23 protein-coding genes and 4 pseudogenes are annotated in these 26,452 nt (G+C 61.0%); 19 read left to right on the top strand and 8 right to left on the bottom strand.

Annotated elements, in window-relative coordinates:
- Positions 1–11 precede the first annotated feature (11 nt).
- The gene (locus tag HDC32_RS25020) at positions 12–959 is read right to left on the bottom strand and encodes a nucleoside-specific channel-forming protein Tsx (protein WP_027607506.1); all 948 of its coding nucleotides are present in this window, start codon (positions 957–959) and stop codon (positions 12–14) included.
- 155 nt (positions 960–1,114) lie between these two features.
- Positions 1,115–2,053: an AraC family transcriptional regulator gene (locus HDC32_RS25015; protein WP_167655419.1), complete on the bottom strand. Its 939-nt coding sequence runs from the start codon at positions 2,051–2,053 to the stop codon at positions 1,115–1,117.
- A gap of 262 nt (positions 2,054–2,315) precedes the next feature.
- Between HDC32_RS25015 and HDC32_RS25010 the strand changes: the two genes are divergently transcribed.
- Both HDC32_RS25010 and HDC32_RS25005 read left to right on the top strand, forming a co-directional pair.
- Complete coding sequence (locus tag HDC32_RS25010) at positions 2,316–3,575, top strand: ABC transporter substrate-binding protein (protein WP_405046434.1); 1,260 nt, start codon at positions 2,316–2,318, stop codon at positions 3,573–3,575.
- Positions 3,576–3,596: 21 nt separating this feature from the next.
- A complete protein-coding gene (locus HDC32_RS25005; RefSeq protein ID WP_145337226.1) occupies positions 3,597–4,370 on the top strand; it encodes an L-iditol 2-dehydrogenase in 774 nt (257 codons plus the stop codon).
- Between the two features lie 140 nt (positions 4,371–4,510).
- On the opposite strand, the gene HDC32_RS25000 is transcribed toward HDC32_RS25005, so the two are convergent.
- Positions 4,511–5,203, bottom strand: coding sequence for an NUDIX hydrolase (locus HDC32_RS25000; protein WP_167655420.1), 693 nt, complete (start codon positions 5,201–5,203; stop codon positions 4,511–4,513).
- Positions 5,204–5,349: 146 nt separating this feature from the next.
- On the opposite strand from HDC32_RS25000, the gene HDC32_RS24995 reads away from it, so the two are divergent.
- Genes HDC32_RS24995 through nadE form a run of 3 tightly spaced genes read left to right on the top strand, consistent with a single transcriptional unit; the run spans position 5,350 to position 8,034 of the window.
- Complete coding sequence (locus HDC32_RS24995; RefSeq protein ID WP_184745921.1) at positions 5,350–5,997, top strand: nicotinamidase; 648 nt, start codon at positions 5,350–5,352, stop codon at positions 5,995–5,997.
- An 11-nt stretch (positions 5,998–6,008) separates the two neighbouring features.
- Entirely contained in the window at positions 6,009–7,226 is a 1,218-nt protein-coding gene (gene pncB, locus HDC32_RS24990; protein WP_184745919.1) for a nicotinate phosphoribosyltransferase, read from the top strand.
- Between the two features lies 1 nt (position 7,227).
- Entirely contained in the window at positions 7,228–8,034 is an 807-nt protein-coding gene (nadE, locus tag HDC32_RS24985; protein WP_184745917.1) for an ammonia-dependent NAD(+) synthetase, read from the top strand.
- Positions 8,035–8,068: 34 nt separating this feature from the next.
- On the opposite strand, the pseudogene HDC32_RS24980 reads toward nadE, so the two are convergent.
- Positions 8,069–8,312 (bottom strand): annotated as a pseudogene (locus tag HDC32_RS24980) (ABC transporter substrate-binding protein); the annotation flags it as partial.
- A gap of 31 nt (positions 8,313–8,343) precedes the next feature.
- Between HDC32_RS24980 and HDC32_RS24975 the strand changes: the two are divergent.
- Positions 8,344–8,445, top strand: a pseudogene (locus HDC32_RS24975) (IclR family transcriptional regulator); the annotation flags it as partial.
- Positions 8,446–8,454: 9 nt separating this feature from the next.
- On the opposite strand, the gene HDC32_RS24970 reads toward HDC32_RS24975, so the two are convergent.
- Complete coding sequence (locus HDC32_RS24970) at positions 8,455–9,120, bottom strand: response regulator (RefSeq protein WP_131700164.1); 666 nt, start codon at positions 9,118–9,120, stop codon at positions 8,455–8,457.
- Entirely contained in the window at positions 9,095–12,478 is a 3,384-nt protein-coding gene (locus HDC32_RS24965; RefSeq protein WP_131700165.1) for an ATP-binding protein, read from the bottom strand. The genes HDC32_RS24970 and HDC32_RS24965 overlap by 26 nt, the downstream gene beginning before the upstream one ends.
- 215 nt (positions 12,479–12,693) lie before the next feature.
- Between HDC32_RS24965 and urtA the strand changes: the two genes are divergently transcribed.
- The 13 genes and pseudogenes from urtA (at position 12,694) to HDC32_RS24900 (ending at position 25,671) form a co-directional block, all read left to right on the top strand.
- Complete coding sequence (gene urtA / locus HDC32_RS24960) at positions 12,694–13,902, top strand: urea ABC transporter substrate-binding protein (protein ID WP_131700166.1); 1,209 nt, start codon at positions 12,694–12,696, stop codon at positions 13,900–13,902.
- A 103-nt stretch (positions 13,903–14,005) separates the two neighbouring features.
- A complete protein-coding gene (gene urtB, locus HDC32_RS24955; protein WP_178116768.1) occupies positions 14,006–14,923 on the top strand; it encodes an urea ABC transporter permease subunit UrtB in 918 nt (305 codons plus the stop codon).
- A 10-nt stretch (positions 14,924–14,933) separates the two neighbouring features.
- Positions 14,934–16,085: an urea ABC transporter permease subunit UrtC gene (gene urtC / locus HDC32_RS24950; protein WP_145337229.1), complete on the top strand. Its 1,152-nt coding sequence runs from the start codon at positions 14,934–14,936 to the stop codon at positions 16,083–16,085.
- Positions 16,082–16,840: an urea ABC transporter ATP-binding protein UrtD gene (gene urtD / locus HDC32_RS24945; RefSeq protein WP_145337230.1), complete on the top strand. Its 759-nt coding sequence runs from the start codon at positions 16,082–16,084 to the stop codon at positions 16,838–16,840. The genes urtC and urtD overlap by 4 nt, the downstream gene beginning before the upstream one ends.
- 10 nt (positions 16,841–16,850) lie before the next feature.
- On the top strand, positions 16,851–17,540 hold the full coding sequence (urtE, locus tag HDC32_RS24940) for an urea ABC transporter ATP-binding subunit UrtE (protein WP_145337231.1): 690 nt from the start codon (positions 16,851–16,853) through the stop codon (positions 17,538–17,540).
- Positions 17,541–17,789: 249 nt separating this feature from the next.
- Complete coding sequence (locus HDC32_RS24935; protein WP_184745915.1) at positions 17,790–18,950, top strand: hypothetical protein; 1,161 nt, start codon at positions 17,790–17,792, stop codon at positions 18,948–18,950.
- A 250-nt stretch (positions 18,951–19,200) separates the two neighbouring features.
- Positions 19,201–19,341: pseudogene (locus HDC32_RS32135) on the top strand (GntR family transcriptional regulator); the annotation flags it as partial.
- 89 nt (positions 19,342–19,430) lie between these two features.
- Positions 19,431–20,660 carry a formamidase gene (fmdA, locus tag HDC32_RS24925; protein WP_131700170.1) on the top strand — a complete coding sequence of 410 codons (1,230 nt, stop codon included), beginning with the start codon at positions 19,431–19,433 and terminating at the stop codon, positions 20,658–20,660.
- Between the two features lie 2 nt (positions 20,661–20,662).
- On the top strand, positions 20,663–21,010 hold the full coding sequence (locus tag HDC32_RS24920) for a zinc ribbon domain-containing protein (protein ID WP_131700171.1): 348 nt from the start codon (positions 20,663–20,665) through the stop codon (positions 21,008–21,010).
- Between the two features lie 15 nt (positions 21,011–21,025).
- Positions 21,026–22,069, top strand: a complete 1,044-nt coding sequence (locus tag HDC32_RS24915) for an aliphatic amidase (RefSeq protein ID WP_131700172.1) — start codon at positions 21,026–21,028, stop codon at positions 22,067–22,069.
- 3 nt (positions 22,070–22,072) lie between these two features.
- A complete protein-coding gene (locus tag HDC32_RS24910; protein ID WP_131700173.1) occupies positions 22,073–23,065 on the top strand; it encodes an AAA family ATPase in 993 nt (330 codons plus the stop codon).
- A gap of 37 nt (positions 23,066–23,102) precedes the next feature.
- Entirely contained in the window at positions 23,103–24,458 is a 1,356-nt protein-coding gene (locus HDC32_RS24905) for an MATE family efflux transporter (protein ID WP_145337233.1), read from the top strand.
- 40 nt (positions 24,459–24,498) lie between these two features.
- Complete coding sequence (locus HDC32_RS24900; protein ID WP_184745913.1) at positions 24,499–25,671, top strand: MFS transporter; 1,173 nt, start codon at positions 24,499–24,501, stop codon at positions 25,669–25,671.
- Between the two features lie 31 nt (positions 25,672–25,702).
- Here the strand turns inward: HDC32_RS24900 and HDC32_RS24895 are convergent, their stop codons facing one another.
- Both HDC32_RS24895 and HDC32_RS24890 read right to left on the bottom strand, forming a co-directional pair.
- Positions 25,703–26,068, bottom strand: coding sequence for a type II toxin-antitoxin system HicB family antitoxin (locus tag HDC32_RS24895; RefSeq protein WP_184745911.1), 366 nt, complete (start codon positions 26,066–26,068; stop codon positions 25,703–25,705).
- Positions 26,065–26,315: pseudogene (locus tag HDC32_RS24890) on the bottom strand (type II toxin-antitoxin system HicA family toxin). The gene HDC32_RS24895 and the pseudogene HDC32_RS24890 overlap by 4 nt, the downstream one beginning before the upstream one ends.
- Positions 26,316–26,452: the final 137 nt, after the last annotated feature.

Genomic DNA, 26,452 nt, shown 5'->3' with positions numbered 1-26,452 from the left:
ATACTCCTTGATCAGAATTGGTAGCCCACGCCGGCGTAATAACCCCAGCCGTCGGAGCGGGCGCGAAAGTTACCCTCGCCGAAGTTCAACTCACTGCCGTCTTCCCAGTTGCCGCCGTTATGAAAATAACGACCGACCAGGGTAAAGCGCAGGTGGGTGAACGAATACAGCAGCACGTTGGTCGCCACCAGGGCGTTGGCGGTGCGCGCCGGGTTGTCCTTGTGCAGGTCCGAGCCGAAATCGTAGTTGGTGAAACCGATGTAGGTCAGCGAGGCGCCGTTGTCGAACTTGCCGATGGGCACGATGTATTTCATCTGCGCGCGGTAGCCGTCCCAGGAATACTCATTGCTGGCGCCGTAGTTTTCCCATTGGTAACGCCCGTAGAAGTTCGCCGACAGGTTGACACGCGAGTGGGTGTCGATGTCGGTGCCGAGGCCGCTGTACAGGGTGTTGGCTCGGTTGGCCTTATTGCTGCCGTGGTCGTAGATCCAGTCGAACGCCACATACCATTCCTTGAACGGGCCGATGGCCAGGCTGCGTCCGGCCAGGTAGTCGATGGAGATACGCGGCTCGTGCTCCATGAAGACCGGCGAGCCATGGTCCCACGCGCCTTTGTCGTTACTGTTGCCGATGCCGAGGATCTTCGGCACGTCGATGTAGCCGTACAACTCGAAGGGCCCCTTGCGGCCGAAGTACTCGTATTCCAGGTAGACATCATCCTGGGGCTTGGGGCCGAAGCTGATGTCTTTGCTGCCGATCAGCGTCAGGTCCTGGTTGAACCATTCCGACAGATAGACGCCTTTTTTCGCCGGGCTGGCCTCAGGGCTCAGGGTTTCGCCCTGTGCTGAGTCATCGACGGGTTTTTCCTGCGCCAAAATGGGCGCGCTGAGTACTCCCGTTACGGCGGCCAGTAGCAAGGAAACACCAAAGCAGGCACGGGGCCTTGAGGTTGGGTGCATTGAAAGTCCCTATTCGTACGCGGTTTGAACCCGATTCATCGGGTCGTGGGGAACTTGGCGGTCAAGTTCGTACCGCAAACGGTTGCACAGGCTGTACCAACTTTACTTAATGGCTTGAATGCCATGGAAAAAAGCAGAATTACTCGACCTTTTGATCAGAAATGACTGGGTGTCATTTTCTCGATGGGGTTGAACAGGTGCATCGCCGTTTCACGGCGGTATTCACTGGGCGTCTGGTGCATCTCGATTCGAAAGTGCCGGTTGAAGTTGGACAGGTTGGCGTAGCCCACTTCAAAACAAATATCCGCCACCGACATCTCGCTTTGCAGCAACAACCGGCAGGCGCGTTGCACGCGGAATTTGCGCATCAGGTCGATAAATCCATGGCCCGTGTTGCGCTTGAAGAAGCGTGAGAAGCCAGGTTCGCTCATGTCCAACTGTTGGGCGATCACTGACAGGCGCACGTCGCCGGTGAGTTCGCGCATCAGGTAGTCGAAGGCCTTGTTGATGCGCTCGGCGCTGCGGGCGTCCAGGGTCGGAGCGTAACAGGGGCTGGCCAGGGCCTTTACCTGCTGCGCCGGGGCGTTTTTCAGGTAGTCGAGCAGTTGCAGGAACAGGGTCAGCCGTTGCAGGCCGTGGGCGCTGCCGATGGCTTCCATCAACCGTGCGGCCTGCACGGCGGTGTCGCCACTGAATTCCAGGCCGCGCCGGGCCTGTTCGAACAACGGCTGCAAGTCGCCGAGTTCGGGCAGGGTCTGGCGCAGGGCAAGCAGGGCGGCGCCGTCGAATTGCAGCACCACGTCGCGACCGCTCAAATGTTCGCCGGGGGCCAGTTCGCCGATCCAGTCATGGGGCAGGTCGGGGCCGATCAGGGCCACATGCCCGGCACTGAACGCACCGATATAGTCGCCCGCCACCAACTTGCCGCTGCCCTGGCGAATCAGGTGGATTTCGAATTCAGGGTGGTGGTTCCAGCGCGCCAGATCGTAAGGGTAGTCGTGTTCGAACCAGCGAAAGCAGTGCTGCGGCTCGGGCAGGATCACCTCAAGCTCGGCGGGGCGGTGTTCGAACAGCGTGGCGCGACTGACGGGCATGGTGATGCCTCTTCTATGGGTGCAGTCGCCTCAAAATACGCGGGTTGGCGCTACCTTCGCTACCCCCGGTTTCGCCTGGCACTGATACTTTTTTGCGCCCTATGCAGCGGTTAAAAAAGTATCAGCCAGGCATGCGTCAGGCGTTTGTGAGGGCCCGGCCCAAGCTGCTGTAATCGGCCCTCAACAACAAAAACAACAGGTGGAAACCGCTATGTTCAAGCTCCCGCAAGCGTTGTTCCTGCTTTCCGGCCTGGCCTTGGCCATGCCCAGCCATGCTGCCGACACTGTGACCATCGCTACCGTCAATAACAGCGACATGATCCGCATGCAGCGTCTGTCCAAGGTGTTCGAGCAGCAGCACCCGGACATCCAGCTCAACTGGGTGGTGCTCGAAGAAAACGTGCTGCGCCAGCGCCTCACCACCGATATCGCCACCCAGGGCGGCCAGTTCGATGTGCTCACCATCGGCACCTACGAAACCCCGCTGTGGGGCGCCAAGCACTGGCTGGAACCGCTGACCCAACTGCCAGCCGATTACGACGCCGACGATATCTTCCCCTCGGTGCGCCAGGGCCTGTCGGTCAACGGCACCTTGTATGCCTTGCCGTTCTACGGGGAAAGCACCGTCACCTACTACCGCACCGACCTGTTCAAGCAAGCCGGCCTGAGCATGCCGGCGCACCCGACCTGGACGCAGCTCGGTGAATTCGCCGCCCAGCTCACCGCCAAGGACAAAGGCCAGTACGGCATGTGCCTGCGCGGCAAGGCCGGTTGGGGCGAGAACATCGCGCTGCTGAGCACCATGGCCAACGCTTTTGGTGCGCGCTGGTTCGATGAGCAGTGGAAGCCTGAGTTGACCAGCCCCGAGTGGACCGCCGCCGCCAACTTCTACGTCAACACCCTCAAGCAATATGGGCCGCCCGGCGTGTCCAGCAACGGTTTCAACGAAACCCTGGCGCTGTTCAACAGCGGCAAGTGCGCGATCTGGGTCGATGCCAGCGTCGCCGGCTCCTTCACCACCGACAAGAGTCAAAGCAAAGTCGCCGACAGCGTAGGCTTCGCCGCGGCCCCCACCGAAGTCACCGACAAAGGCTCCTCCTGGCTGTACGCCTGGTCGCTGGCGATCCCGGCCACTTCCCAGCACAAGGACGCCGCCAAGGCCTTTATCGCCTGGGCCACGTCCAAGGACTACATCCAGCTGGTCGCCGATAAAGAAGGCATCACCAACGTACCGCCCGGTACCCGCCAGTCCACCTACAACGCGGCGTACCTCAAGGCCGCACCGTTTGCCCAGGTGACCCTGGAGATGATGCAGCACGCCGACCCCGCGCACCCGTCGGCCAAACCCGTGCCGTACGTGGGTATCCAGTACGTGACCATCCCGGAGTTCCAGGCCATCGGCACGTCCGTCGGCAAGCTGTTCTCGGCGGCGCTGACGGGGGGCATGTCGGTTGAGCAGGCGTTGCTCCAGGCGCAGTCCACCACCGAGCGCGAAATGAAACGCGCCGGCTATCCCAAATAATGTTCAAAGGACAGATGCCTTATGAAACGACTCGAAGGTAAGAGCGCGCTGATCACCGGATCGGCACGCGGGATTGGCCGCGCGTTTGCCCAGGCCTATATCCATGAAGGCGCGACCGTCGCCATCGCCGATATCAACCTGCAGCGGGCCCAGGCCACCGCCGCCGAGCTTGGCCCACAAGCCTACGCGGTAGCGATGGACGTCACCGACCAGGCTTCCATCGACAGCGCGATTACCGCCGTGGTTGCCCAGGCCGGCAAGCTCGACATCCTGATCAACAACGCGGCGCTGTTCGACCTGGCACCCATCGTCGACATCAGCCGCGACAGCTTTGATCGGCTGTTCTCGATCAACGTCGCCGGCACGCTGTTCACCCTGCAAGCCGCTGCCCGGCAGATGATCAGCCAGGGGCACGGCGGCAAGATCATCAACATGGCCAGCCAGGCCGGGCGACGCGGTGAGGCGTTGGTGGCGGTGTATTGCGCGACCAAGGCGGCGGTGATCAGCCTCACGCAATCGGCGGGGCTGAACCTGATCAAGCAAGGGATCAATGTCAACGCCATCGCCCCCGGTGTGGTCGATGGTGAGCATTGGGATGGGGTGGATGCGCTGTTTGCCAGGCATGAAGGCCTGGCGCCTGGCGAGAAGAAGCGGCGCGTGGGGGCAGAGGTGCCGTTCGGGCGGATGGGTACGGCTGAAGACCTCACCGGAATGGCGATCTTCCTGGCGTCGAAGGAGGCGGATTATGTGGTGGCCCAGACCTATAACGTCGACGGCGGCAACTGGATGAGCTAAAGCAATTCCCCAATCAAAACTGGGGGAGGGGGCTTGCTCCCGATAGCGGTGGATCAGTCACTTTATTTGCTGACTGTCACACTGCTATCGGGAGCAAGCCCCCTCCCACATTTGAACGTCATCGTTCTTGAAAAGGCGGCTTAGTCGGCAAAACTGCGATCAAAGAAGTAAACCGCCCCAGGCTTCAGATTCTCCACCGTCGCCTGAGGCCTGCCGCCTTCACCCTGCTTCTTGCGCCCCGTCTCGCGCAAATATCCCGCCTCCGTCAGCTTCAACAAGCGCTGGCGAATACTGGTCTTGAGCACCGGTCGCTCCAGCACCAGGGAAAAGATCGTGGTCGCCTCCGGCGCGCTGAACTCATTGCCCAGGAACATCAGCGGCAAGCTGCTGTACAGCGACTTGGAAAACAGCCGGTCCTGCACCGCCGCGACGATGCTGTTGTGGTCGAACGGTAACTTGATACTGCCATCGGCCACCGCCTTCAGCGGGAACCAGCCTTGATGCTCACTCGGCGCCACCTCATCCGCGATGATCGCCAGGTAGTAGGTTGACGACGACCAGCAACGCGGATCGCGAAACGCATCGCCCACCGTGCCCACTTGCTCGCTCCAGGCCAGCTCCAGGCCGACCTTGCTGCTGGCGCGCAAGCGTTCCACCGCATCCTGGAGGCTCAGATCTTGCACGCCGCCATTCACCACCACGCCCGGCAGCGCCCAATGCCCGGCGAAGGGCTCGGCTTCGCGCTTGTTCAGCAACAACTTGAGTTCCCCGGCGGCGCGGCAGTAGCACAGCACGCACAGGTCGACGGTATGGAGGTAGGGGCTAAGGGGCATGTGACGTCCTTCTGAACAGCGGTGGGGCACAGTCTAACGGATCGAACAGATATGTCATGTACTGGCTCCAGGGTAGATAACCAAATGTTTCTTGCAATGAAAGTACATGACGTGTACTTTTGTTTTCGGGCCACAGGAGAACCGCCATGACCCTTGCGAAAACTGCCATTGCTTCATTCGACGTCGATGCCCAGAAGAGCTTCACGCCGCTGTGCCCCAACGAGTTGCCGGTGGCCGGCGGTGACCAGATCGGTGCCGAACTCAACTACATGGCCAGCCTCGCCGGCCACCGCGTCGGCAGCAAGGACGCCCACACCCCGCACGCACCCTGGGTGGTCGCGCAGCACAGCGAGATGCTCCAGCCCACCGGCCTGGCCCATGCCGATGTAACCTGGGTCAGCCACTGCGTACCGGGCACCGAAGGCTTTACCTTGCTCGACGAGTTGCCCACGCCCTATGACTACGACTACTTCATCTGGAAGGGCGTCGAACCCGACCTGCACCCCTATGGCGCCTGCTACCACGACCTGCACGACAAACTCTCCACCGGCGTGATCGAGTACCTCAAGGCCCAGGGCGTCAGCCGCGTGATCGTCGGCGGCCTGGCCCTGGACTACTGCGTCAAGACCACCGCCTTGCAACTGCTCAAGGCCGGCCTGGAGGTGGTCCTGCACCTGCCGGCGTGCCGGGGGATCAGCGAGGAGGGCGGCGTACAGGCCGTCAATGAGTTGCTCAAGGCCGGTGCTGTCATCAGCAGCACCCGCGAAGAACTGGCCGCGATGGCCACGCGTTAAGGAGATACACCATGGAAAGTGCCTACGACTACGAAGCCCCGGTTATCCAGGGTTTGCTCGACACCGACTACTACACCTTCACCATGATGCAGGCGGTGTTGCACCAGCACCCGAATGTCGATGTGGAATACAACTTCATCGTGCGCTCCAAGGAAAACCTCGGCCACCTGATCCCCGAACTGCGCGCCGAGCTTGAGAACATGGCCGGCCTGCAGATGCGTGAGGGCGAGTTGCGCTTTCTGTTCAACCCACGCTTTCGCGAATACCTGACCCCCGACTACGAACGCTTCCTCGGCCTGTTCCGCTTCAACCTGCGCTATATCCACGTCAGCGAAGTCGACGGCCAACTGAACATCCGTGTGGTCGGGCCGATGCTGCACTGCATCATGTTCGAGCAACCGGTACTGGCACTGGTCAGCGAGCTGCGCAACCGCGCCAAATACCCCGACGTGACCCTGGAAGACGTCACCCGCAAGCTCTACCAGAAGTTCGACTGGCTGGAGAAAAACCTCAGCCGCGACGAGTTGGCCGACCTGCGCGTCTCCGACTTCTCCACGCGCCGGCGCCTGTCGTTCAAGGCCCAGCGCGAAGTAGTGGACATCATGCGCCGCGACTTCCCCGGCCAGTTCGTCGGTACCAGCAATGCGCACCTGGCTTACGAATTCGACCTGCCGCTGATCGGCACCATGGCGCACCAGTGGATGATGGTGCACCAGCAACTGGGGCGGTTGCGCGAAAGCCAGAACGCCGGCCTGGAAAACTGGGTGCGTGAATACCGCGGTCGCCTGGGCATTGCCTTGACCGACACCATCAGCACCGATTTTTTCCTCAAGGATTTCGACCTGTACTTCGCCAAGCTCTACGACGGCCTGCGCCAGGACTCCGGTGATCCCATCGCCTGGGCCGACAAGGTGCTGGCCCGCTACAAACAGCTGGGCATCGACCCGATGACCAAGGACCTGATGTTCTCCGACGGCCTGAACTTCGAAAAGTGCCTGCCGATCCTGCGGCACATCCGTGGCAAGGCCAAGTTCGGTTTCGGCATGGGCACCAGCCTGGCCTGTGATGTGGAGGGCGTGGAGCCGCTGAGCATCGTCATGAAGCTGGTGCGCGTGCACGGCGAACCGGTGGTGAAGTTCTCCGATGACCCGGTGAAGAACGTCTGCGAAGACCCCTCGTTTTTGCAGTACGCAGCGAAGGTATTCAATGTCGGCAACGTGGAGGTGTGACATGCAGGAACGTATCGCGCAGGAACTCAATATCGATCGCACATTGGTGAAGGGCGGTGAATCCCAGGAAATCCAGCGGCGCATTGACTTCATCAAGACCACCTTGCGCCATTCAGGCTGCAAGGCCCTGGTACTGGGGATCAGCGGCGGCGTCGATTCCCTCACCGCCGGCCGCCTGTGCCAGCTGGCGGTGGAGCAATTGCGTACCGAGGACTACGCCGCGCGCTTTATCGCCATGCGCCTGCCCTACAAGACCCAGGCCGATGAGAGCGACGCCCAGGCCTCGCTGGATTTCATCACCCCGGACCACATCGACACCCTGAACATCGGCGCCAGCGTCGACGGCCTGATGGCCAGCCTGACCGCCACCGCCGCCAGCGCCGCCCAGGTCGACTTCATCAAAGGCAACGTCAAGGCCCGCACCCGCATGATCGCCCAGTACGCCGTGGCCAACCTGCACAATGGCCTGGTGGTCGGCACCGACCATGGCGCCGAAGCACTGATGGGTTTTTTCACCAAATTCGGCGACGGCGCCTGCGACCTGGCACCGCTGTCGGGCCTGACCAAGACCCAGGTGCGCCTGTTGGCCAGTGCCCTTGGCGCGCCGGCGAACCTGGTGCACAAGCAACCCACGGCCGACCTCGAGGAACTGGCGCCGGGCAAGCTGGATGAACAGGCCTATGGCTGCACGTACGAAGAGATCGATGCGTACCTGATGGGCGAGCCGGTGAGTGAGCGGGTGCGGGACATCGTGGAACGCGCCTACCTGAAGACCGCCCACAAACGCGCGCAACCCATCGTTCCATGATCGTTCCCATGCTCAACGCTCAATCGACCGACTCCACAGCGCCTTCCTTGGGCCGCGCATATTCCATCGGCACGCCGAGCAGTTTCTGGGTAGCGACCTGGGTCGGGGTGAGGGGCAAGAGTGCGGCTTCGTCGGCTTGCACCCCCCTCGGAGATCTTCGCCGAGCTGGCGATGTATTCCAGCACGTTGGGGCCGACGGTTTTTGGCCAGGCCTTGAAGCCGGGCTCCACGTTGGTTTCGTCGCCGCCCTGCAGGCGGTTGAACATCAGGAAACCATGGTGCCGCCGTTCATGCCCAGGTACAGCGTGGGTGCTGGAAGGCATGGCGGGCTTGGCGGTGCCGATCCTCAATCGCGATGGGCATGCGGTGGCAGCGTTGAGCGTAGCGACCATCAGTGATCGCCTGGGGCCTCACACACATTCAGATCGCTGCCAGGGCCACTGATGTGGCCGCTGTCCGAGTCTCCACACCCAACTTCACGTACACATGCTCCAGGTGCTTGTTCACCGTGCGCGGACTCAACCCCAGAATATCGCCAATATCCCGATTGGTTTTCCCGCACGCCACCCAGCGCAGCACCTCCACCTCGCGCTCGGTCAGTTGAAACCTGGCCGATAGCAGTTTTTGCGCCGGCTCATCTTCCAGTGTCAACACGTTCGACTGCTGCGCCTTTCGCGCCGACAACAAAATCCGTGACGTGCGCAAATGCGCCGCCACCCGCGCCAAGACTTCGTCGGTCTGGATCGGCTTGGTCACGTAATCACTGCCGCCCACCTCAAAACCGCGTACCACGTGTTTGCTGTCGGTCAGCCCGGTCATGAACACCACCGGGATATCCGCGCTGGCCGGTTGGGCCTTGAGCCGGCGGCAGGTCTCGAAACCGTCCAGGCCGGGCATCATCGCGTCCAGCAGGATCAGGTCCGGACGCCGGCGTTGCACGCGGTTCAGGGCGCTCAGGCCGTCGAGGGCCACCAGCACCATGTAGCCGGCGTCGTCGAGGGCATCGGAGAGCATCGCCAGGTTGTCGGGCGTATCGTCGACGATCAGCACCACGCCGGGTTCAGTGCTGCGGGTGAGTGCATTCATCTTCGGCCTCCTTGAGGGTTCGGTTGAGTTCATCCAGGCGGAAACCCTTGAGCAGCCCGCGAACCTTGGTAATAAAGGGTTTGGTATCGGGGCGCTGTTCAAGGATCGTGTCGAGCTTTTCGTGCAGGCCGCGCACATAGCCGATGGCGCTGAGTTCGGCAAGTGCGGCAAGGTCGTCAGGGCTGGGCAACACACTGGGTCGCGTCGGCGGTGTCAAGCTTCTGGTGCGCCGCAGCCAGTGCAGATCCAGATGCTGTTGCAGGCGTCCGAGCAGTTCCGGGGTGCGCACCGGCTTGGCCAGGTAGTCGTTGCAGGCGGCGGCGATGCAGCGTTCGCGGTCGTCGGTAAAGGCGTTGGCGGAGATCACGATGATCGGCGCGTTCGACAGCGCATTGCGGCGGATCAGGCGGCTGGTTTCCCAGCCATCCAGGGTCGGCATCGACAGGTCCATCAGGATCAGGTCCGGCGCCAGCAACGCCACCTGGCGGATCGCATCCTGGCCATTGCTGGCCTGGATCACTTCAAACCCCAGCGGCGTCAGCATGCCGCTGAGCACTTTGCGATGGTCCACATGGTCATCCACCACCAGGATGCGTCGGCGTACTCCGTGATAACCGATGATGTCGTGCTCCACATGCACCACGGCTTGCGGCGCGCGTACTTGGGACAGGAACAAACGCACCTGGAAGCACGTGCCCTTGTCCAGCTCACTGGTCACACGCAACTCGCCACCCATCAACGAGGTGAGCATGCGCGTGATGGTCAGGCCCAGGCCCACGCCCTTGTCCTGGCGCATCAGGTCACCACGTTCGAATGGCTGGAAAATCCGCTCCAACTGTCCCGGATCGATGCCGATACCGGTGTCGATGATTTCAAAATTGGCGGTCTCGCGCCGATAACTGACCCGCAGGCACACCTCGCCGCTGTCGGTGAAATTCACCGCATTGCCGAGCAGGTTGATCAGGATCTGGCGCACGCGTTTTTCATCGCCGCGCACCACTGCCGGGATCTTGCCCACGCAGTCCAGGCGAAAGCGCAGGCCCTTGTCACGGGCCTGGGGCGTGAACATTTGCTCCAGGTCATGGATCAGCTCGGGAAAGGGGATTTCGGTGAGTTCCAGGCGCAGCTTGCCGGCCTCGATCTTGGCCACGTCGAGCAGGCCGTCGATCAGCGACAGCAGGTGCGAGCCACTGCGCAGTATGGTCGCCAGTGCGTCCTGATGCTGCTCGGGCATGGCGCTGTCGCGCTGCAGAATCTGGGTGAAGCCGAGAATGCTGTTGAGCGGCGTGCGCAGTTCATGGGACAACCCGGTGACATAGCGGCTCTTGGCGGCGTTGGCGGCTTCGGAGGCTTCCTTGGCCTGTTGCAGGGCTTGGTCGGTGAGGCTGTGGGCATCGATTTCCTGCATCAGCAGCAGGGTCTGGCGGTCGGACTCTTCCTGGGCGACGCGGCGGCTTTCGCGCGTCAGCACCACCCACCACGCGAGCACGGCGGCCAATACCGAGAGGGTGAGAAAAGCCTTGAAGAACGCCTGGTAGAGGGTTTCCGAATGGGGCAAGCCTTGGGCAGCCTGGACATAGATCAACGCCAATGCCCCCGCAAGCATCAGCACCAGTGCGAGCAATAAACCCAGGTAATGCGCCAGGCGCGTGTGCAAGCGCGGCATCAAGGTGTTGGGCAGCAACCAGCGCAACACGCCTTCGAATTGGCTTACCAGTCGCCCGTGGGGTTTGCAACGGTCGCCGCAGCGCGCATCCAGCGAGCAACACAACGAACAGATCGGCGTGCTGTAGGCTGGGCAGAACGCCATGTCGGCGGTCTCGAACGGGTTGCTGCACAGCCCGCAGACCGCGTGGGTCGCGGGCGCCACCGGATGAATCAAGTGCACTTCGCTGGTGCGCGCGATGTAGTACTTGCCCTGGGTCAGCCACGCCAACAGCGGCGCCATGATCAGTGCCGTGCCCAGCGCAACGAAGGGCGGCGCGGCCTGGGCAAGGGCGCCGAACAGGCCGAAGTGGGCGAGGATCGACAGCAATGAGGCAATCAGCATCGAGCCGACCCCCACCGGGTTGATATCGTAAAGGTGCGCGCGCTTGAACTCTATATGCCTGGGCGACAACCCCAGGGGCTTGTTGATCACCAGGTCGGCCACCAGCGTGCCGATCCAGGCAATCGCGATATTCGCGTACAGCCCCAGCACCTGGTCGATCACATCGAATACGCCCAGCTCCATCAGCATCAGCGCGATCGCCACGTTGAACACCAGCCATACCACGCGCCCGGGATGGCTGTGAGTCACGCGGGCGAAGAAGTTCGACCAGGCCAGGGAACCGGCGTAGGCGTTGGTCAGGTTGATCTTCATCTGCGAGATGAACACAAACAGCACCATGGCGCCGAGTGCCCATTCCGGTGAGCTGAACACGTAGCGGAATGCGACGAGGTACATCTGGGTCGGCTCGGCGGCGCGCTCCATGGGGATTTCGTGTTGCAGGGCCAGAAACGCGAGGAACGCGCCGGCAAACATTTTCAACGCCCCGGGGATGATCCAGCCGGGGCCGGCACAGAGCAGGGCGGCCCACCAGCGTGTGCGGTTGGCGGCGGTTTTTTCCGGCAGGAAGCGCAGGTAATCGACTTGCTCGCCGATCTGCGTGACCAGTGACAGGGCCACGGTACAGGCGGCGCTGAACGCCAACAGGTTAAAGCCGCCACCATCGCCAGTGCGCCCGACGAAGCTGGTCCAGTCGCTGAAGGCGTCGGGGTTTTTCCACCCCACAAAGCCGTAGGGCAACACCAGCAACAGCAGCCAGATGGGTTGCGTCCACAGTTGCAAGCGGCTGATCAGGGTCACACCGTACGCCACCAGCGGGATCACCAGCAGTGAGCAGATCACATAGGCGATGCCCAGAGGGATATGGAAATACAGCTCCAGTGCCAAGGCCATGATCGCCGCTTCCAGGGCGAAAAACAGGAAAGTGAAGCTGGCGTAGATCAGCGAGGTGATGGTGGAACCGATATAGCCGAAGCCGGCGCCACGGGTGAGCAGGTCCATGTCCACGCCGTAGCGCGCGGCGTAATAACTGATGGGCAGGCCGGTGAGGAAGATCACCAGGCTGATGGTCAGAATCGCCCAGAAGGTGTTGGTGAAGCCGTAACTCAAGGCCAGTACGCCACCGATGGCTTCCAGCGCCAGGAACGACACCGCGCCCAAGGCGGTGTTCGCGATACGCCACTCCGACCATTTGCGAAAGGACTTGGGGGTGTAGCGCAGGGCGTAGTCTTCCATCGTCTCGTCGGCGACCCAGGTGTTGTAGTCGCGGCGGATCTTGACGATGCGCTGGGTGCCGGGAGGGGATTGCACGGTGGGTAGGCTCCGGGAAGTTGGCGTGATTACTGAGCAAGTTCTATGCCTCAGCAGACGCTGAGGACCCACATGTGAAGTCGCTCGCCACAACCTGCCTTGAAACCGTGCGCAACGGCATACGTCAAATGACGTATGCCGTTACGTCAGGCTGCGTATACCCGCTCTGGCCGGCTGCCGCCATGCTGACCTCCTCATTGCAGAGGAGTCGCCCCATGGCATCACGATTGATTCGCTCCAAACCGCTGTTGGCCCTGTCATTACTGGCGGCCGCTTTGTTCAGTCAGGGCGTGCTGGCCGATAACGAAGGCCTGGCTGTGACCCCCACCGAAGTCACCGTCGGCCAGTTGCACTCGGCCACCGGCACCATGGCGATCTCCGAGACCGGCTCGATCCAGGCCGAGCGCCTGGCCATCGAGCAGATCAACGCCTCGGGCGGGATTCTGGGACGGCAGATCAAGGTGATCCAGGAAGACGGCGCCTCCGACTGGCCGACCTTCGCCGAAAAAGCCAAGAAGCTGCTGGTCAACGACAAAGTCGCCGCCGTGTTCGGCTGCTGGACCTCGGCCTCGCGCAAAGCCGTACTGCCGATTTTCGAGAAAGAAAATGGCCTGCTCTACTACCCAACCTTCTACGAAGGTCTGGAACAGTCGAAAAACGTCATCTACACAGGGCAGGAAGCGACCCAGCAGATCCTCGCCAGCCTCGATTGGATCGCCAAGACCAAAGGCGCCAAGACCTTCTATCTGGTCGGCTCCGACTACATCTGGCCGCGCACGTCGATGAAGATCGCGCGCAAGCACATTGAAAACGTGCTGCACGGCACCGTGGTGGGCGAAGACTACTACCCACTGGGCAACACTCAGTTCGGGTCGCTGATCAACAAGGTCAAGCTGAAGAAGCCGGACGTGGTGTTCGCCGCAGTGGTCGGCGGTTCCAACGTGGCGTTCTATAAACAGCTCAATGCGGCAGGTGTGAATGCGTCCAAGCAGACGCTGTTGACGCTCTCGGTGACCGAAGACGAACTGCTCGGCATCGGCGGCGAAAACATGGCCGGCTTCTACGCCTCGATGAAGTACTTCCAGAGCCTGGACAACCCCAACAACAAAGCCTTCGTCGATGCGTTCAAGGCCAAGTACGGCAAGGATTCGGTGATCGGCGATGTGACCCAGGCGGCCTACCTCGGGCCATGGTTGTGGAAAGCGGCGGTGGAGAAGGCCGGCAGTTTCGACGTGGATAAAGTCGTCGCCGCGTCTCCAGGCATCGAGCTGAAAACCGCGCCGGAAGGCTACGTGAAAATCCACGAGAACCACCATCTGTGGAGCAAGTCGCGCATCGGTGAAGTACTGCCCAACGGCCAGTTCAAGGTGATCTACGAGTCGGATCTGATCGAGCCGAACCCGTTCCCCAAAGGCTACCAATAAGTAACAGGCGAACCCAGATCCACATGTGGGAGGGCAAGCCCCCTCCCGCATACAGCAAAGCCAAAGCAGACTGCATTTTATCTCTTTGTAGGAGACCATCATCATGGAATGGCTATCGGAATTTGGAGCCATCGCGGCGATGCAGGGGTTCAACGGCTTGTCCGTATTCTGCGTGCTGTTGCTGATGGCCTTGGGGCTGGCGATCATCTTCGGCCAGATGGGCGTGATCAATATGGCCCACGGTGAGTTCCTGACCATCGGCGCCTACACCACCTACGTATGTTCCAGCCTTACCGCGCACTTTGCGCCGAGCTTCCAACCCTATTACTTCTTCTTCGCCATCGCCCTGTCATTCCTGGTGGCCGGTGCCGTTGGCTGGCTGGTGGAGTGGGCGATGATCAGTCGTTTGTACAAGCGCCCGCTGGACACCTTGCTCGCCACGTGGGGCTTGTCGCTGATGATGCAGCAAACCTTCCGCTCGGTATTCGGTGCCCGCGAAGTCAGCGCCGAACCGCCGACCTGGCTGATGGGCTCGGTAAACTTCACCGACGCCATCGAAATCCCGCGCAACGGCCTGTTCATGATGGCCCTGACCCTGCTGCTGACCGCTGTGATCTTCCTGATGCTGTACCGCTCGCGCTGGGGCTTGCAAGTGCGCGCTACCGTACAGAACCGCCTGATGAGCCGCGCGGTGGGCATCAATACGCGCAAGGTCGACCGCATGACCTTTGCCCTCGGCTGCGGCGTGGCGGGCGTGGCGGGTGCGGCGTTCACCACCATCGGCTCCACGGGACCCACGGCAGGTTCGCAGTACATTGTCGACACCTTCCTGGTGGTGGTGTTCGGTGGTGCGCAAAGTCTGTTTGGCACCATTGCCTCGGCGTTCGTGATCGCGCAGACCCAATCGCTGTCGGAGTTTTTCCTCAGTGGTTCGATGGCCAAGGTACTTACGTTGTCCTCGGTGATTCTGATCCTGATGCTGCGCCCGCAAGGGCTGTTCTCCATCAAAGTGCGCAAGTAGAGGCGAGCAGATGAAGGCTTTAGACAAGCTGCTGGGCGGCCAGCAAAACATGATCGGCCTCGTGCTGTTGGCGCTGCTGATCCTGGTGATATTCCCCCTGACCCTGGACGCTTTTCGCCTGAATATGGTCGGCAAGTACCTGACCTACGCGTTTGTCGCCGTGGGCCTGGTGCTGTGCTGGGGGTATGGCGGCATCCTCAGTTTGGGGCAGGGCGTGTTTTTTGGGGTTGGCGGCTACTGCATGGCGATGTTTCTCAAGCTTGAGGCATCGGACCCGCAGAGCACCAGGATCCAATCCACACCGGGTATCCCTGACTTCATGGACTGGAACCAGATCACTGAGTTGCCCTGGCTGTGGCAGCCGTTCCACAGTTTCAGCTTTACCCTGGCGGCGGTGATCGCCGTGCCGGTGCTGCTGGCGTTTGTCATCGGCATGGCGCTGTTCAAGCGGCGCGTAGGCGATGTGTATTTTTCCATCGTCACCCAGGCGATTGCGCTGATCCTCACGGTGCTGATCGTCGGCCAGCAAGGCCTGACGGGTGGCGTCAATGGCGTCACCGACCTCAAGACGCTGCTCGGCTGGGACCTGCGTACCGACAGCGCGAAGATGATGTTGTACTTCATCAACGCCGGCTTGTTGTTCGGCTGCATCTTTATCGGCCGTTTCATCCTCGCGTCCAAGCTCGGCCGGCTGTTGATGGCCATGCGCGACAAGGAAGAACGCGTGCGCTTTTCCGGGTATGACGTGGCCAGCTTCAAGATCTTCGTGTTCTGCGTGGCCGCCGCGTTTTCGGCGATTGGCGGGGCGATGTTCGCCTTGCAGGTGGGCTTTATGTCGCCGTCGTTCGTGGGCATTGTGCCGTCGATCGAGATGGTTATTTTTGCGGCGGTGGGCGGGCGCATGTCGTTGCTCGGCGCGGTGTATGGCGCGCTGCTGGTGAACTACGGCAAGACCTACTTTTCCGAATCCTTCCCCGAACTGTGGCTTTACCTGATGGGCGGGCTGTTTATCGCCGTGGTCATGTACTTCCCCAACGGTTTGGCCGGCTTGTGGGACAGTCATGGGCGCCAGGCGTTGGCGAAACTGCTGCGGCGCACACCTGTGGCGAACACCCCGGTTAAAGCCAAGGCCAACACCAAGATCCTGGAGACCCAGCCATGACCGCCGTCGGCTTTGAAATGAATAAACCGGTGCTGGCCATCGAAGGCCTCACTGTCTCGTTCGACGGCTTCAAAGCCGTCGACAACCTCAACCTGTATATCGACCGCAACGAAGTGCGCGTGGTGATCGGCCCCAACGGCGCCGGCAAGACCACGGTGCTCGACCTGATCTGCGGCAAGACCCGCGCCACCAGCGGCAGTATCCAGTTCGACGGCCAGGAACTGACCAAGATGCGCGAGTACAACATCGTGCGCGCAGGGGTGGGACGCAAGTTCCAGAACCCGTCCATCTACGAAAACCTCACGGTGTTCGAGAACCTGGAGATGTCTTATCCGGCAGGTCGCAAGGTGTGGGGGGCGCTGTTTTTCAAGCGTAACCCCCAGGTGATTGCACGGGTGGAAGAGGTGGCGCGGGAGATCTTCCTTGGCGATTTGCTGCAGCAACAGGCCGACCTGCTGTCCCACGGGCAAAAGCAGTGGCTTGAGATCGGCATGCTGCTGATGCAAGACCCCGAGCTGCTGATGCTCGACGAACCGGTGGCCGGCATGAGCGTCAACGAACGCGCGCAAACCGCCGAGCTGCTCAACCGCATCAGCCAGGGCCGTTCGGTGCTGGTGATCGAGCACGACATGGAGTTTGTCAAAAGCATCGCCCACAAAGTCACGGTGCTGCACCAGGGCAAGGTGCTGGCCGAGGGCAGCATGGAGTCGGTGCAAAGCAATCCGAAAGTCATCGAAGTGTATTTGGGCCACTGAGGAACCGCGCATGTTCAAGATCGACCAGTTGTCCTGCGGCTACGGGCAGAGCCAGATCCTCCACGACCTGGACCTGAGCGTGGCCAAGCGCGAGATTGTCGCGGTGATGGGCCGCAATGGCATGGGCAAGACCACCTTGTTCAAGAGCCTGATGGGCATCCTGCCGCAGTGGAAGGGCCAGGTCAGCGTTGACGGGCAGGATGTGTCGGCGCTGGAAACCCATGAACGGGTAGCGCGCGGGATTGCCTATGTGCCCCAGGGCCGCATGATTTTCCCGAGCATGAGCGTGCTGGAAAATATCCAGACCGGCCTGTCGGCGTCCGCGCGGGGGAAAGTGCCGGAGGATTTGTATGCACTGTTCCCGGTGCTCTACGACATGCAATCGCGCAAGGGTGGCAACCTGTCCGGCGGCCAGCAACAGCAACTGGCGATTGCCCGGGCGTTGGCAACCAACCCCAAGGTGCTGCTGCTGGATGAGCCGACAGAGGGTATTCAGCCGTCGATCATCAAGGACATCGCGCGCACGTTGAAGGAGATTCGCAACCTGCGGGATCTGACCATTGTGGTGTCGGAGCAGGTGTTGTCGTTTACCTTGGAGATCGCCGACCGCTTCCTGGTGATCGAGAAGGGGCGGTTCGTGATTGAAGAGACCCGGGATCGGGTGGATGAGGCGACGATCAGTCGGTACTTGTCGGTGTGAGCAGGGCGGCAAAGGCTGCGAGGATACAAGTTTATTCCAGGCGCTCTCCGACAGCCATGGCAGGTTTTATCGTATTGCTGCTCGGGGCGCATGCAGAGTATGTCCAAGTAGTTTTCCCGCGCTTAGTTGTACATTTAATTGGTTTTTTGGAACCGGCTTATTATCAGTCACCACAGAGAGGGGCGTTGATCCAGCAAGCAGTTTTATTGGATTGGCATTTATCGACCCCCATAACACTGAGGTGTAGCTATGGAACTGTATTGTCGTCAACAACCCCACTGTCAGCCAGTTGCCGGCACTGGCTTTAATCCAGTCACTGATGGCGCTGGAAGGGGTCATGGTTATAGCGGTTATGAGGGCGCTCAGAGCTCTAGAATCGCGCGAGACTTTTCAGGTAATTTTGATTACTTCAGAACCCCGGGAACGGCTTTTGTGTCGCGTGATTCGCTTCAGCACGCTGCCGGTCGTCCTCCGACGGGAAACCCCTATCATGATCAGATGACCCTGTTGGCCCGCGCGATTCTCAACAATCCGAAAATGGAACACCTGCTTGACGCAATCAACCACGGAGGCCAGGAGGATGGCGTTATCAGCCATGGGGACGTATCCGCCGTCGTTGACCATTATGAAGCGCAGGAGGCACCCTTCAAGCAGTCGCCGCGCTCGGGGCCTTATAACGGCGCCATGCAGCAGCAAAGGGTCAACCAGCAGTTTCCCCAGCCGCACTTCGGGCAATCGCCGAGGTATGACAATTCAAACTTCGCCGCGCAGCAACCCTACTACGGTGGGGGCCAGGTCTTGCGCATGCCTGATGCCGAGAGTAAGTCCTATACCCACCTCAGCAAGGAAGACTTTTCCAATCAGGTACTCTCCCATTTCAGTTCCCTGGAAGACCCGAATACCCCTGGCGCCATAACCGACAGGTCGCTGAATGCAGTGGCCTCGGGGTACCGTCTGGACGGTACACCTGCCACTCAGGATGAGATAAATATTGCCAAGGAACTGCTGGCGCGGGGGAGTTTGTTCAAGGAACTTGATGAAGGTAAAACAGGCACGCTGGATGGGAGTTTTACCCGGGACGACCTCGGTAATACCTCCAATAGATTTAAAGGCATGAGTGATGAAGAGCTGCTTAGAACAATTAAAGCGAACTTTGTCGAGTACGGTGATGGTGATGACTATGTCAACTTCAAGGAGTTGAAACAAGCAGCAGGGTTGTTGCCTTCGGATAAAGCCTACAGTCCGGAAGCGCGCCAAGCGGCGGCAGAACTTCTCAAGCGCAAACAGCTTCTGGAAGATACGGATGTTGGCGTTAATGACAAAGGCGGCCCTGGGTACAAGGACGGGCGGTTTGATCTGGCGAACCTGGATCACGTGATCGATAAAAAGCGTGCAACTGCCGCTGGATGAACCGAGGGTGCCGCCGACCGTCTCGGTGGCACCTCGCTTCGTAGCGACGCGTTCATAGCCCAGTACGGGGTTGAGTGCTGTGGTCATAAACAGTGAATGCTCTACGTTGTGGATCAGCACCGGCTTGGCCACATTCAACTCGAACGTACTCGATAGTGCGTTGGCCCGGCGACTGGGGCTGGAACCGGGGGGCATTACTTCTGTGTGTCGAGCATCAAGGTCGACGCCAGCGCCGGTGATGCACTGCTTCAAAGCGCAAAGTGGCGCACTGGGCCTGGCCATCATTCGTCAATATCGCGATGAGCCCGGTGGGCTGATCGCCGTGTCGGAATCGGTCTACCCCACCGATCGTTTCACCCTGACCATGCAGATGAAACGCGACAAGGTCTGACCTCATACGTCATCCAACGTATTCCCCGATTTACCTGGCTCCCCGAGACTGGATCGAACGCCCTACGTCATCCGTCCAGGAGCCAGTCCATGACCGAAACGCTGATCAAAGTCGACCTCAACCAGCCTGTTACCGAGAACGAGCAAATCCATAACCGCTGGCACCCGGATATCCCGATGGCGTGCTGGGTGAAGCCGGGCGACGACTTCATCCTGGAAACCTACGACTGGACCGCCGGCGCAATCAAGAACAACGACGACGCCAGCGATGTGCGCGATGTGGACCTGTCCACCGTGCATTACCTGTCGGGCCCGGTGGGTGTGCACGGCGCCGAGCCGGGAGACCTGCTGGTGGTGGACTTGCTCGATATCGGTGCCAAGGCCGATTCACAGTGGGGTTTCAACGGGTTTTTCTCCCGGCAGAATGGCGGTGGTTTTCTCACTGATCACTTCCCCAGCGCACAAAAAGCCATCTGGGATTTCAAGGGCATGTTCACCCGCTCGCGGCATATTCCGGGGGTGAATTTCGCCGGCCTGATCCACCCTGGTCTGATTGGCTGCTTGCCCGATCCGGTGATGCTCGCCGACTGGAACCGCCGTGAACAGGAGCTGATCGACACCAACCCAACCCGTGTACCGCCACTGGCCAACGCACCGCTGGCCGCCACCGCGCATATGGGCAAGCTCAAGGGGCAGGCCCGCGACGATGCCGCCGCCACCGGCGCGCGCACCGTGCCGCCGCGTGAACATGGCGGTAACTGCGACATCAAGGATTTGTCCCGGGGTTCGAAGATCTTCTTCCCGGTCTACGTCAACGGCGCCGGGCTGTCGGTGGGCGACCTGCACTTCAGTCAGGGCGACGGTGAAATCACCTTTTGCGGCGCCATTGAAATGGCTGGCTGGGTGCATATGAAAGTCGAGCTGATCAAAGGCGGCATGGCCAAATACGGGATCAAGAACCCAGTGTTCAAGCCGAGCCCGATCACGCCGCACTACAAGAACTACCTGATCTTCGAAGGCATCTCGGTGGACGAGCAGGGCCAGCAGCACTACCTGGACGTCAACGTCGCCTACCGCCAGGCATGCCTGAATGCGATCAACTATTTGACCAAGTTCGGCTATTCGCCAGCCCAGGGTTACGCGTTGCTCGGCTCGGCACCGGTGCAGGGGCACATCAGTGGCGTGGTGGATATACCGAATGCCTGCGCGACCTTGTGGTTGCCCACGGAAATCTTCGAGTTCGATATCAACCCCAACGCCAACGGGCCGACCCTATTTCTCGACGGCAGTATCGACTTGCCCATCGCTCCGGACCTGTAGCCATGCCGACCTACGAATACGCCTGCGACACCTGCGGCACGTTCACGATGTTGCGGCCTATCGCCCAGCGCCACGAGCCCAACCAGTGCCCTTACTGCGCCGGGCCCGGCGGGCAGCTATTGGTGTCGGCCCCGGCGCTGCAAACGCTGTCGGCCAACCAGCGCAAGGCCATCGCCGGCAACGAGCGCAGCGCCAACGCGCCGCAAACCGTCGGTGAGTATCAGGAAAGCCGTCGACACCCGACCGGATGCAGTTGCTGTGGCACCCGCAAAAAGGAGCTGCCGAGCAAGGCCAACCCGTTGGGCCTCAAGACCAGGACCGGCCCGCGGCCGTGGATGATCAGTCACTAGAGCAGGAGCACTGCAATGCGTCATGGCGATATTTCCAGCAGCCCGGACACCGTCGGTGTCGCGGTGGTGAACTACAAGATGCCGCGTCTGCACAGCAAGGCCGAGGTCATCGACAACGCGAAGAAGATTGCCGACATTATCCTCGGCATGAAACAGGGCCTGCCCGGCATGGACTTGGTGGTGTTCCCTGAATACAGCACCATGGGCATCATGTACGACCACGACGAGATGATGGCGACCGCTGCGAGTATTCCTGGCGACGAGACGGCGATCTTCTCGGCCGCCTGCCGCCAGGCCAATACCTGGGGCGTGTTTTCCCTCACTGGCGAGCGCCATGAGGAGCATCCGCACAAGGCGCCCTATAACACGTTGGTATTGATCAATAACTGCGGCGAAATTGTGCAGCGCTATCGCAAGTGCATCCCCTGGTGCCCCATCGAGGGGTGGTACCCGGGTGATCGCACCTACGTGTGCGACGGACCCAAAGGCATGAAGATCAGCCTGATCATCTGTGATGACGGCAACTACCCGGAGATCTGGCGCGATTGCGCGATGAAGGGCGCGGAGCTGATCGTGCGCTGCCAGGGCTATATGTACCCGGCCAAGGAGCAGCAGGTGCAGATGTCCAAGAGCATGGCCTGGGCGAATAACTGCTACGTGGCGGTGGCCAACGCGTCTGGGTTCGATGGGGTGTATTCGTACTTCGGTCACTCGGCGATCATCGGCTTTGACGGGCGCACGTTGGGCGAGTGCGGTGAGGAGGAGATGGGCATCCAGTACGCGCAATTGTCGGTGTCGCAGATTCGCGATGCGCGAGCCAATGACCAGTCGCAGAACCATCTGTTCAAGCTGCTGCACCGCGGCTACACCGGTATGCATGCCTCGGGCGATGGCGACAAGGGCGTGGCCGACTGTCCGTTCGAGTTCTACCGTACCTGGGTGCTGGATGCGCAAAAGGCGCAGGAGAATGTGGAGAAAATCACCCGCAGCACGGTGGGCGTGGCCGAGTGCCCGGTGGGGCAATTGCCCCATGGCGGTAAAGAAAAGACGCTGGAGTAGCGCATGCGCTTTACCTTTGAACCGGCGCAGGTGATGGCGTTGTTGCGCAGCCGGATCGTCGGCCAGGACGCTGCACTGGCTCAGGTGGAAGGCTTGCTCAAGGTGGTCAAGGCGGATATCGGTGAGCGTGATCGACCGCTAAGCGTCAATCTGTTCATGGGCCCGACCGGTGTGGGCAAGACCGAGGTCGTGCGCCTGCTGGCCCAGGCGCTGCACGGCCGCGCCGACGGCTTTTGCCGCATCGACATGCACACCCTGGCCCAGGAACATTACACCGCTGCGCTCACTGGCGCGCCCCCCGGCTATGTGGGCAGCAAGGAGGGTATCAGCCTGTTCAACAGCGAGTTGATCCAGGGTACCTACAGCCGACCTGGCATCGTGCTGTTCGACGAACTGGAAAAGGCCAGCCAGGAAGTGCTGCGCAGCCTGCTGGGCATTCTGGAAAATGGCCAACTGACGTTGGCCGCAGGCACTCGCACCCTGGACTTTCGCAACTGCCTGATCTTCATGACCAGCAATATCGGCGCGCGGCAGGCGCGTCGTCATCGTCAGCGGTTCGCCCAAGGTTGGCGTCGGTTGCTGCGGGTATTTGTCCGGGATGAGGCGGCTGTATTGGAAGAGGCGCTGCATGGTCATTTTGAACCGGAGTTCCTTAATCGTATCGACCGCATCCTGATGTTCGAACCCATCGACGCTCAGTGGCTGGAAGCACTGCTGGAGGTGGAGCTGGGCAAACTCAATCAGCGCTTGGCGGCGCAACAGTGCTCGTTGGTGCTGGATGAACACGCGCGGGCCTGGCTGTGCCGTCACCACGATGCGCGGTTCGGCGCACGTGCGCTGGGCCGGCGTTTGCGGGTGGAGCTGGAGCCGGCGATTGCCGAATGTATCTTGGAGGGCAATGCCCTGCGCCTGAATGCCACGGTACGCAATGCCTGCCTGGTGGTGGACGCGGTACAAGGACAAAGCACAGGAAGATCGGATCCAATTACGGTATAACCCTCGGACGCTTTAGTTCTCCGAGGCCCCGTTTTTCATGCAAAGCCCTGTGCAACGCCCGCTGTGGCAGATCTACCTGATCTTTCTGGCACCGATGGTGCTGTCCAACTTCCTGCAAAGCTTTTCCGGCACCCTCAACGGCATTTATGTCGGGCAAATGCTCGGCACCCAGGCGTTGGCGGCAGTGTCGGGGATGTTTCCCATCGTGTTTTTCTTTATTGCCCTGGTGATCGGCCTGGGGGCGGGCGCCTCGGTGCTGATTGGCCAGGCGTGGGGTGCCCAGGAAACCGGGATGGTCAAGGCGATTACCGGCGCCACCCTGACCCTCGGCGCACTGGTGGGTCTGATCGCAGCGGTGCTGGGCAGCCTGTTTGCGCGCCCGGCGTTGCAGGCATTGGGCACACCGATTGATGTACTCGATGATGCAGTGGGCTATGCCCAGATGATGATGTTGATCATGCCGCTGCTGCTGGTGTTTATCCTCTACACCCAACTGTTGCGCGGTGTCAGCGACACGATCTCGCCGCTGCTGGCGCTGATGGTCTCGACCCTGGTCGGCCTGCTGCTGACCCCGGCGCTGATTCGCGGCTGGATCGGCCTGCCGCCCCTGGGTATCCAGAGCGCGGTGTACGCAGGCCTGGTGGGGAATGCCTCGGCAATGCTGTTTCTGGTCCTGCGCCTGCGCCATAAAAACCATGTGATGGCGCCGGATCGCGAACTGCTCGCGGCCTTGCGCCTGGACCGCGTCATCCTCGGCAAAGTCCTGCGCATCGGCTTGCCTACAGGCTTGCAGATGGTGGTGTTGTCGCTGTCGGAGCTGGTCATCCTGGCTTTGGTCAACGGCCACGGGTCCCAGGCCACGGCGGCCTATGGGGCGGTGACGCAGATCGTCAACTACGTGCAATTCCCGGCGCTGTCGATCGCCATCACCGCCTCGATCCTCGGGGCCCAGGCGATTGGGGCCGGGCGCCTGGAGCGTATCGGGCCGATTCTGCGCACCGGGCTGTTGATCAATACGTGCCTGACAGGTGGCCTGATCGTGCTGGGTTATGGGTTGTCCCACTGGTTGCTGGGCCTGTTCATCACCGACGATGCCGCGCGGATCAACGCCGAACACCTGCTGCACATCATGTTGTGGAGCATCCTCGTATTCGGCTTCCAGGCCGTGATCGGTGGGATCATGCGCGCCAGCGGCGTGGTGCTGATGCCAGTGGCGATTTCGATCTTCTGCGTGCTGTGTGTCGAGCTGCCGATGGCATACCTGCTGAATGCGCACTTCGGCCTGGAAGGCGTGTGGATGGCGTTCCCGGTGACGTACCTGGCGATGCTGGGGTTGCAGATCGCGTATTACCGGTTGGTGTGGCGGCATAAGCAGATCAAGCGGTTGGTGTGATAAAAGGATGCGCAATTTAAGGACAGAAGACGTTTAAATCATGGCAAACCCTTACGCCGAGTTGTTCCAGGTCCCCGGCGCCCGGGCCTTCGTGTTGGCCGGCATGCTGGCGCGCATGCCGGTGTCCATGGCCGGTATTGGCCTGATCACCATGCTCTCCCAGGTGCACGGCGGCTATGGCCTGGCCGGATCGGTGGCGGCGGTGTTCGCCCTGGCCACGGCGTTTTGCGCGCCGCAGGTGTCACGGTTGGTGGATCGGTACAGCCAAGGCCGGGTGCTGCCGATTGCCGCCTTGATCGGCGGCGGGGCGCTGCTGATGCTGTTGCTGTGCACGCGGTTGCAGGCGCCGACCTGGACGTTGTTCCTGTTTGCTGCCCTGGCAGGTTGCATGCCGAATATGTCAGCCATGGTGCGGGCGCGCTGGACCGAGCTGTACCGGGGCCAGCCTAAGCTGCAGACCGCATTCGCCCTGGAATCGGTGCTGGATGAGGTGTGCTTCATCATCGGCCCACCGATTTCGGTGGGCTTGAGCGTGGTGCTGTTCCCCGAAGCCGGCCCTCTGGTGGCCGCGCTGCTGCTGGCGGTTGGCGTTACCACCTTTGTGATGCAACGTGCGACCGAACCCCCGGTGCATGAGCACCACGCTCATCATCGGGGCTGGCTGATCGCGTCACCGTCGGTGCTGATCCTGATGATCCTGCTGCTGGCCATGGGGGTGATCGTTGGCGTGGTGGATGTGGTCAGCGTGGCCTTTGCCCAGCACCAGGGCCAGCCGGCGGCGGCAAGCATCGTGCTCTCGGTGTACGCCATCGGTTCGTGCCTGGCGGGGTTGGCTTTTGGCACCCTCAAGCTCAAGACGCCATTGCCCCGGCAGTTCCTGTTCTGCGGCGTGGCCACGGCGCTGACCACCTTGCCGTTGCTGCTGGTCACCCACATTCCGGGCCTGGCGGTGGCCATCTTCATTTCCGGACTGTTCTTCGCCCCGACCCTGATCGTGTCCATGGCCCTGGTGGAAAAGATCGTGCCCGCGAGCCGCCTGACCGAAGGCATGACCTGGCTGATCACCGGCCTGAGCATCGGCGTGGCCATCGGTGCCGCCAGCTCCGGCTGGATGATCGACCATTTTGGCGCCGCCAGCGGATTCTGGGTGGCGCTGGCGGCGGGGGCGGTGGTGATGGGGTCAGCGGTGCTGGGGTATCGGCGGTTGGGTTGAGCGTCATAACCCACAATGAAACGTCGAAACGTCAGCCAATCACGGGGCCGGAGTCCGCTCGGTGATGTTGCAGGAATTCGTTCAGCGCCTGGCGCGTCAGGTCGTTCAGGGTCACCTTTTTACGTGTCGCTTCAAGGGCGGCGGCAAGATGAAGATCGTGGCCGACCCGCACGTTAAAAGAGCCTTTGCACGGCTTCTCCGGTGTTTGCCCAAGGGCCTGGCAGGTAGTGAGGTAGTCGTCCACAGCTTCGCGAAATGCAGCGTCCAGTTCGGCGACGGTTTTGCCTTCGTAGCTCACCAGTGCCTTGATGAACAGGATCTTGCCGAACAGGCAGTTGTCTTCGAGGCTGGCTTCGATAGAGCCGATGTAGCCATTGTGTTTCAGTTGGTTGTTCACTGAATCAGTTCTCCTGATTTCAATTGTTCGATGATCTGGCGCCGAATGTAGTGTTTCAGTTCGTTGCCGGGATGAGGCTTGTGCAAGGTGCTCATTGCACCCGGATCGCCGAGGTCGAACTTGACGCGGCTTCCAGCCCCTCAATCTGTGTGTAGCCAAGACGACGCAGCAGCGTGACGAGCTCTGGCCAGGTAAATGCCATCTGCTCGTTGAGCCATTTGGCGAGCAGCTTTTCATTTTTGGACACGGCGCTCCCTGCGTGTAACTAGATGTAGTTGCAAAAAAGTGGTGTTCGTCAATGCTAGCTGGGGTTCGTGTGTCTTTCCCGGGGATTGATGTAACCCCTGATGACAGCTCGCTCTACGCCGCCCATCCCCCGCTAAT

This window comes from Pseudomonas sp. JAI120, from assembly GCF_014207255.1.
Taxonomy (GTDB): domain Bacteria; phylum Pseudomonadota; class Gammaproteobacteria; order Pseudomonadales; family Pseudomonadaceae; genus Aquipseudomonas.
The sequence above is the reverse complement of the archived record's forward strand: the minus strand, read 5'-3'. Positions and strand labels throughout refer to the sequence as shown.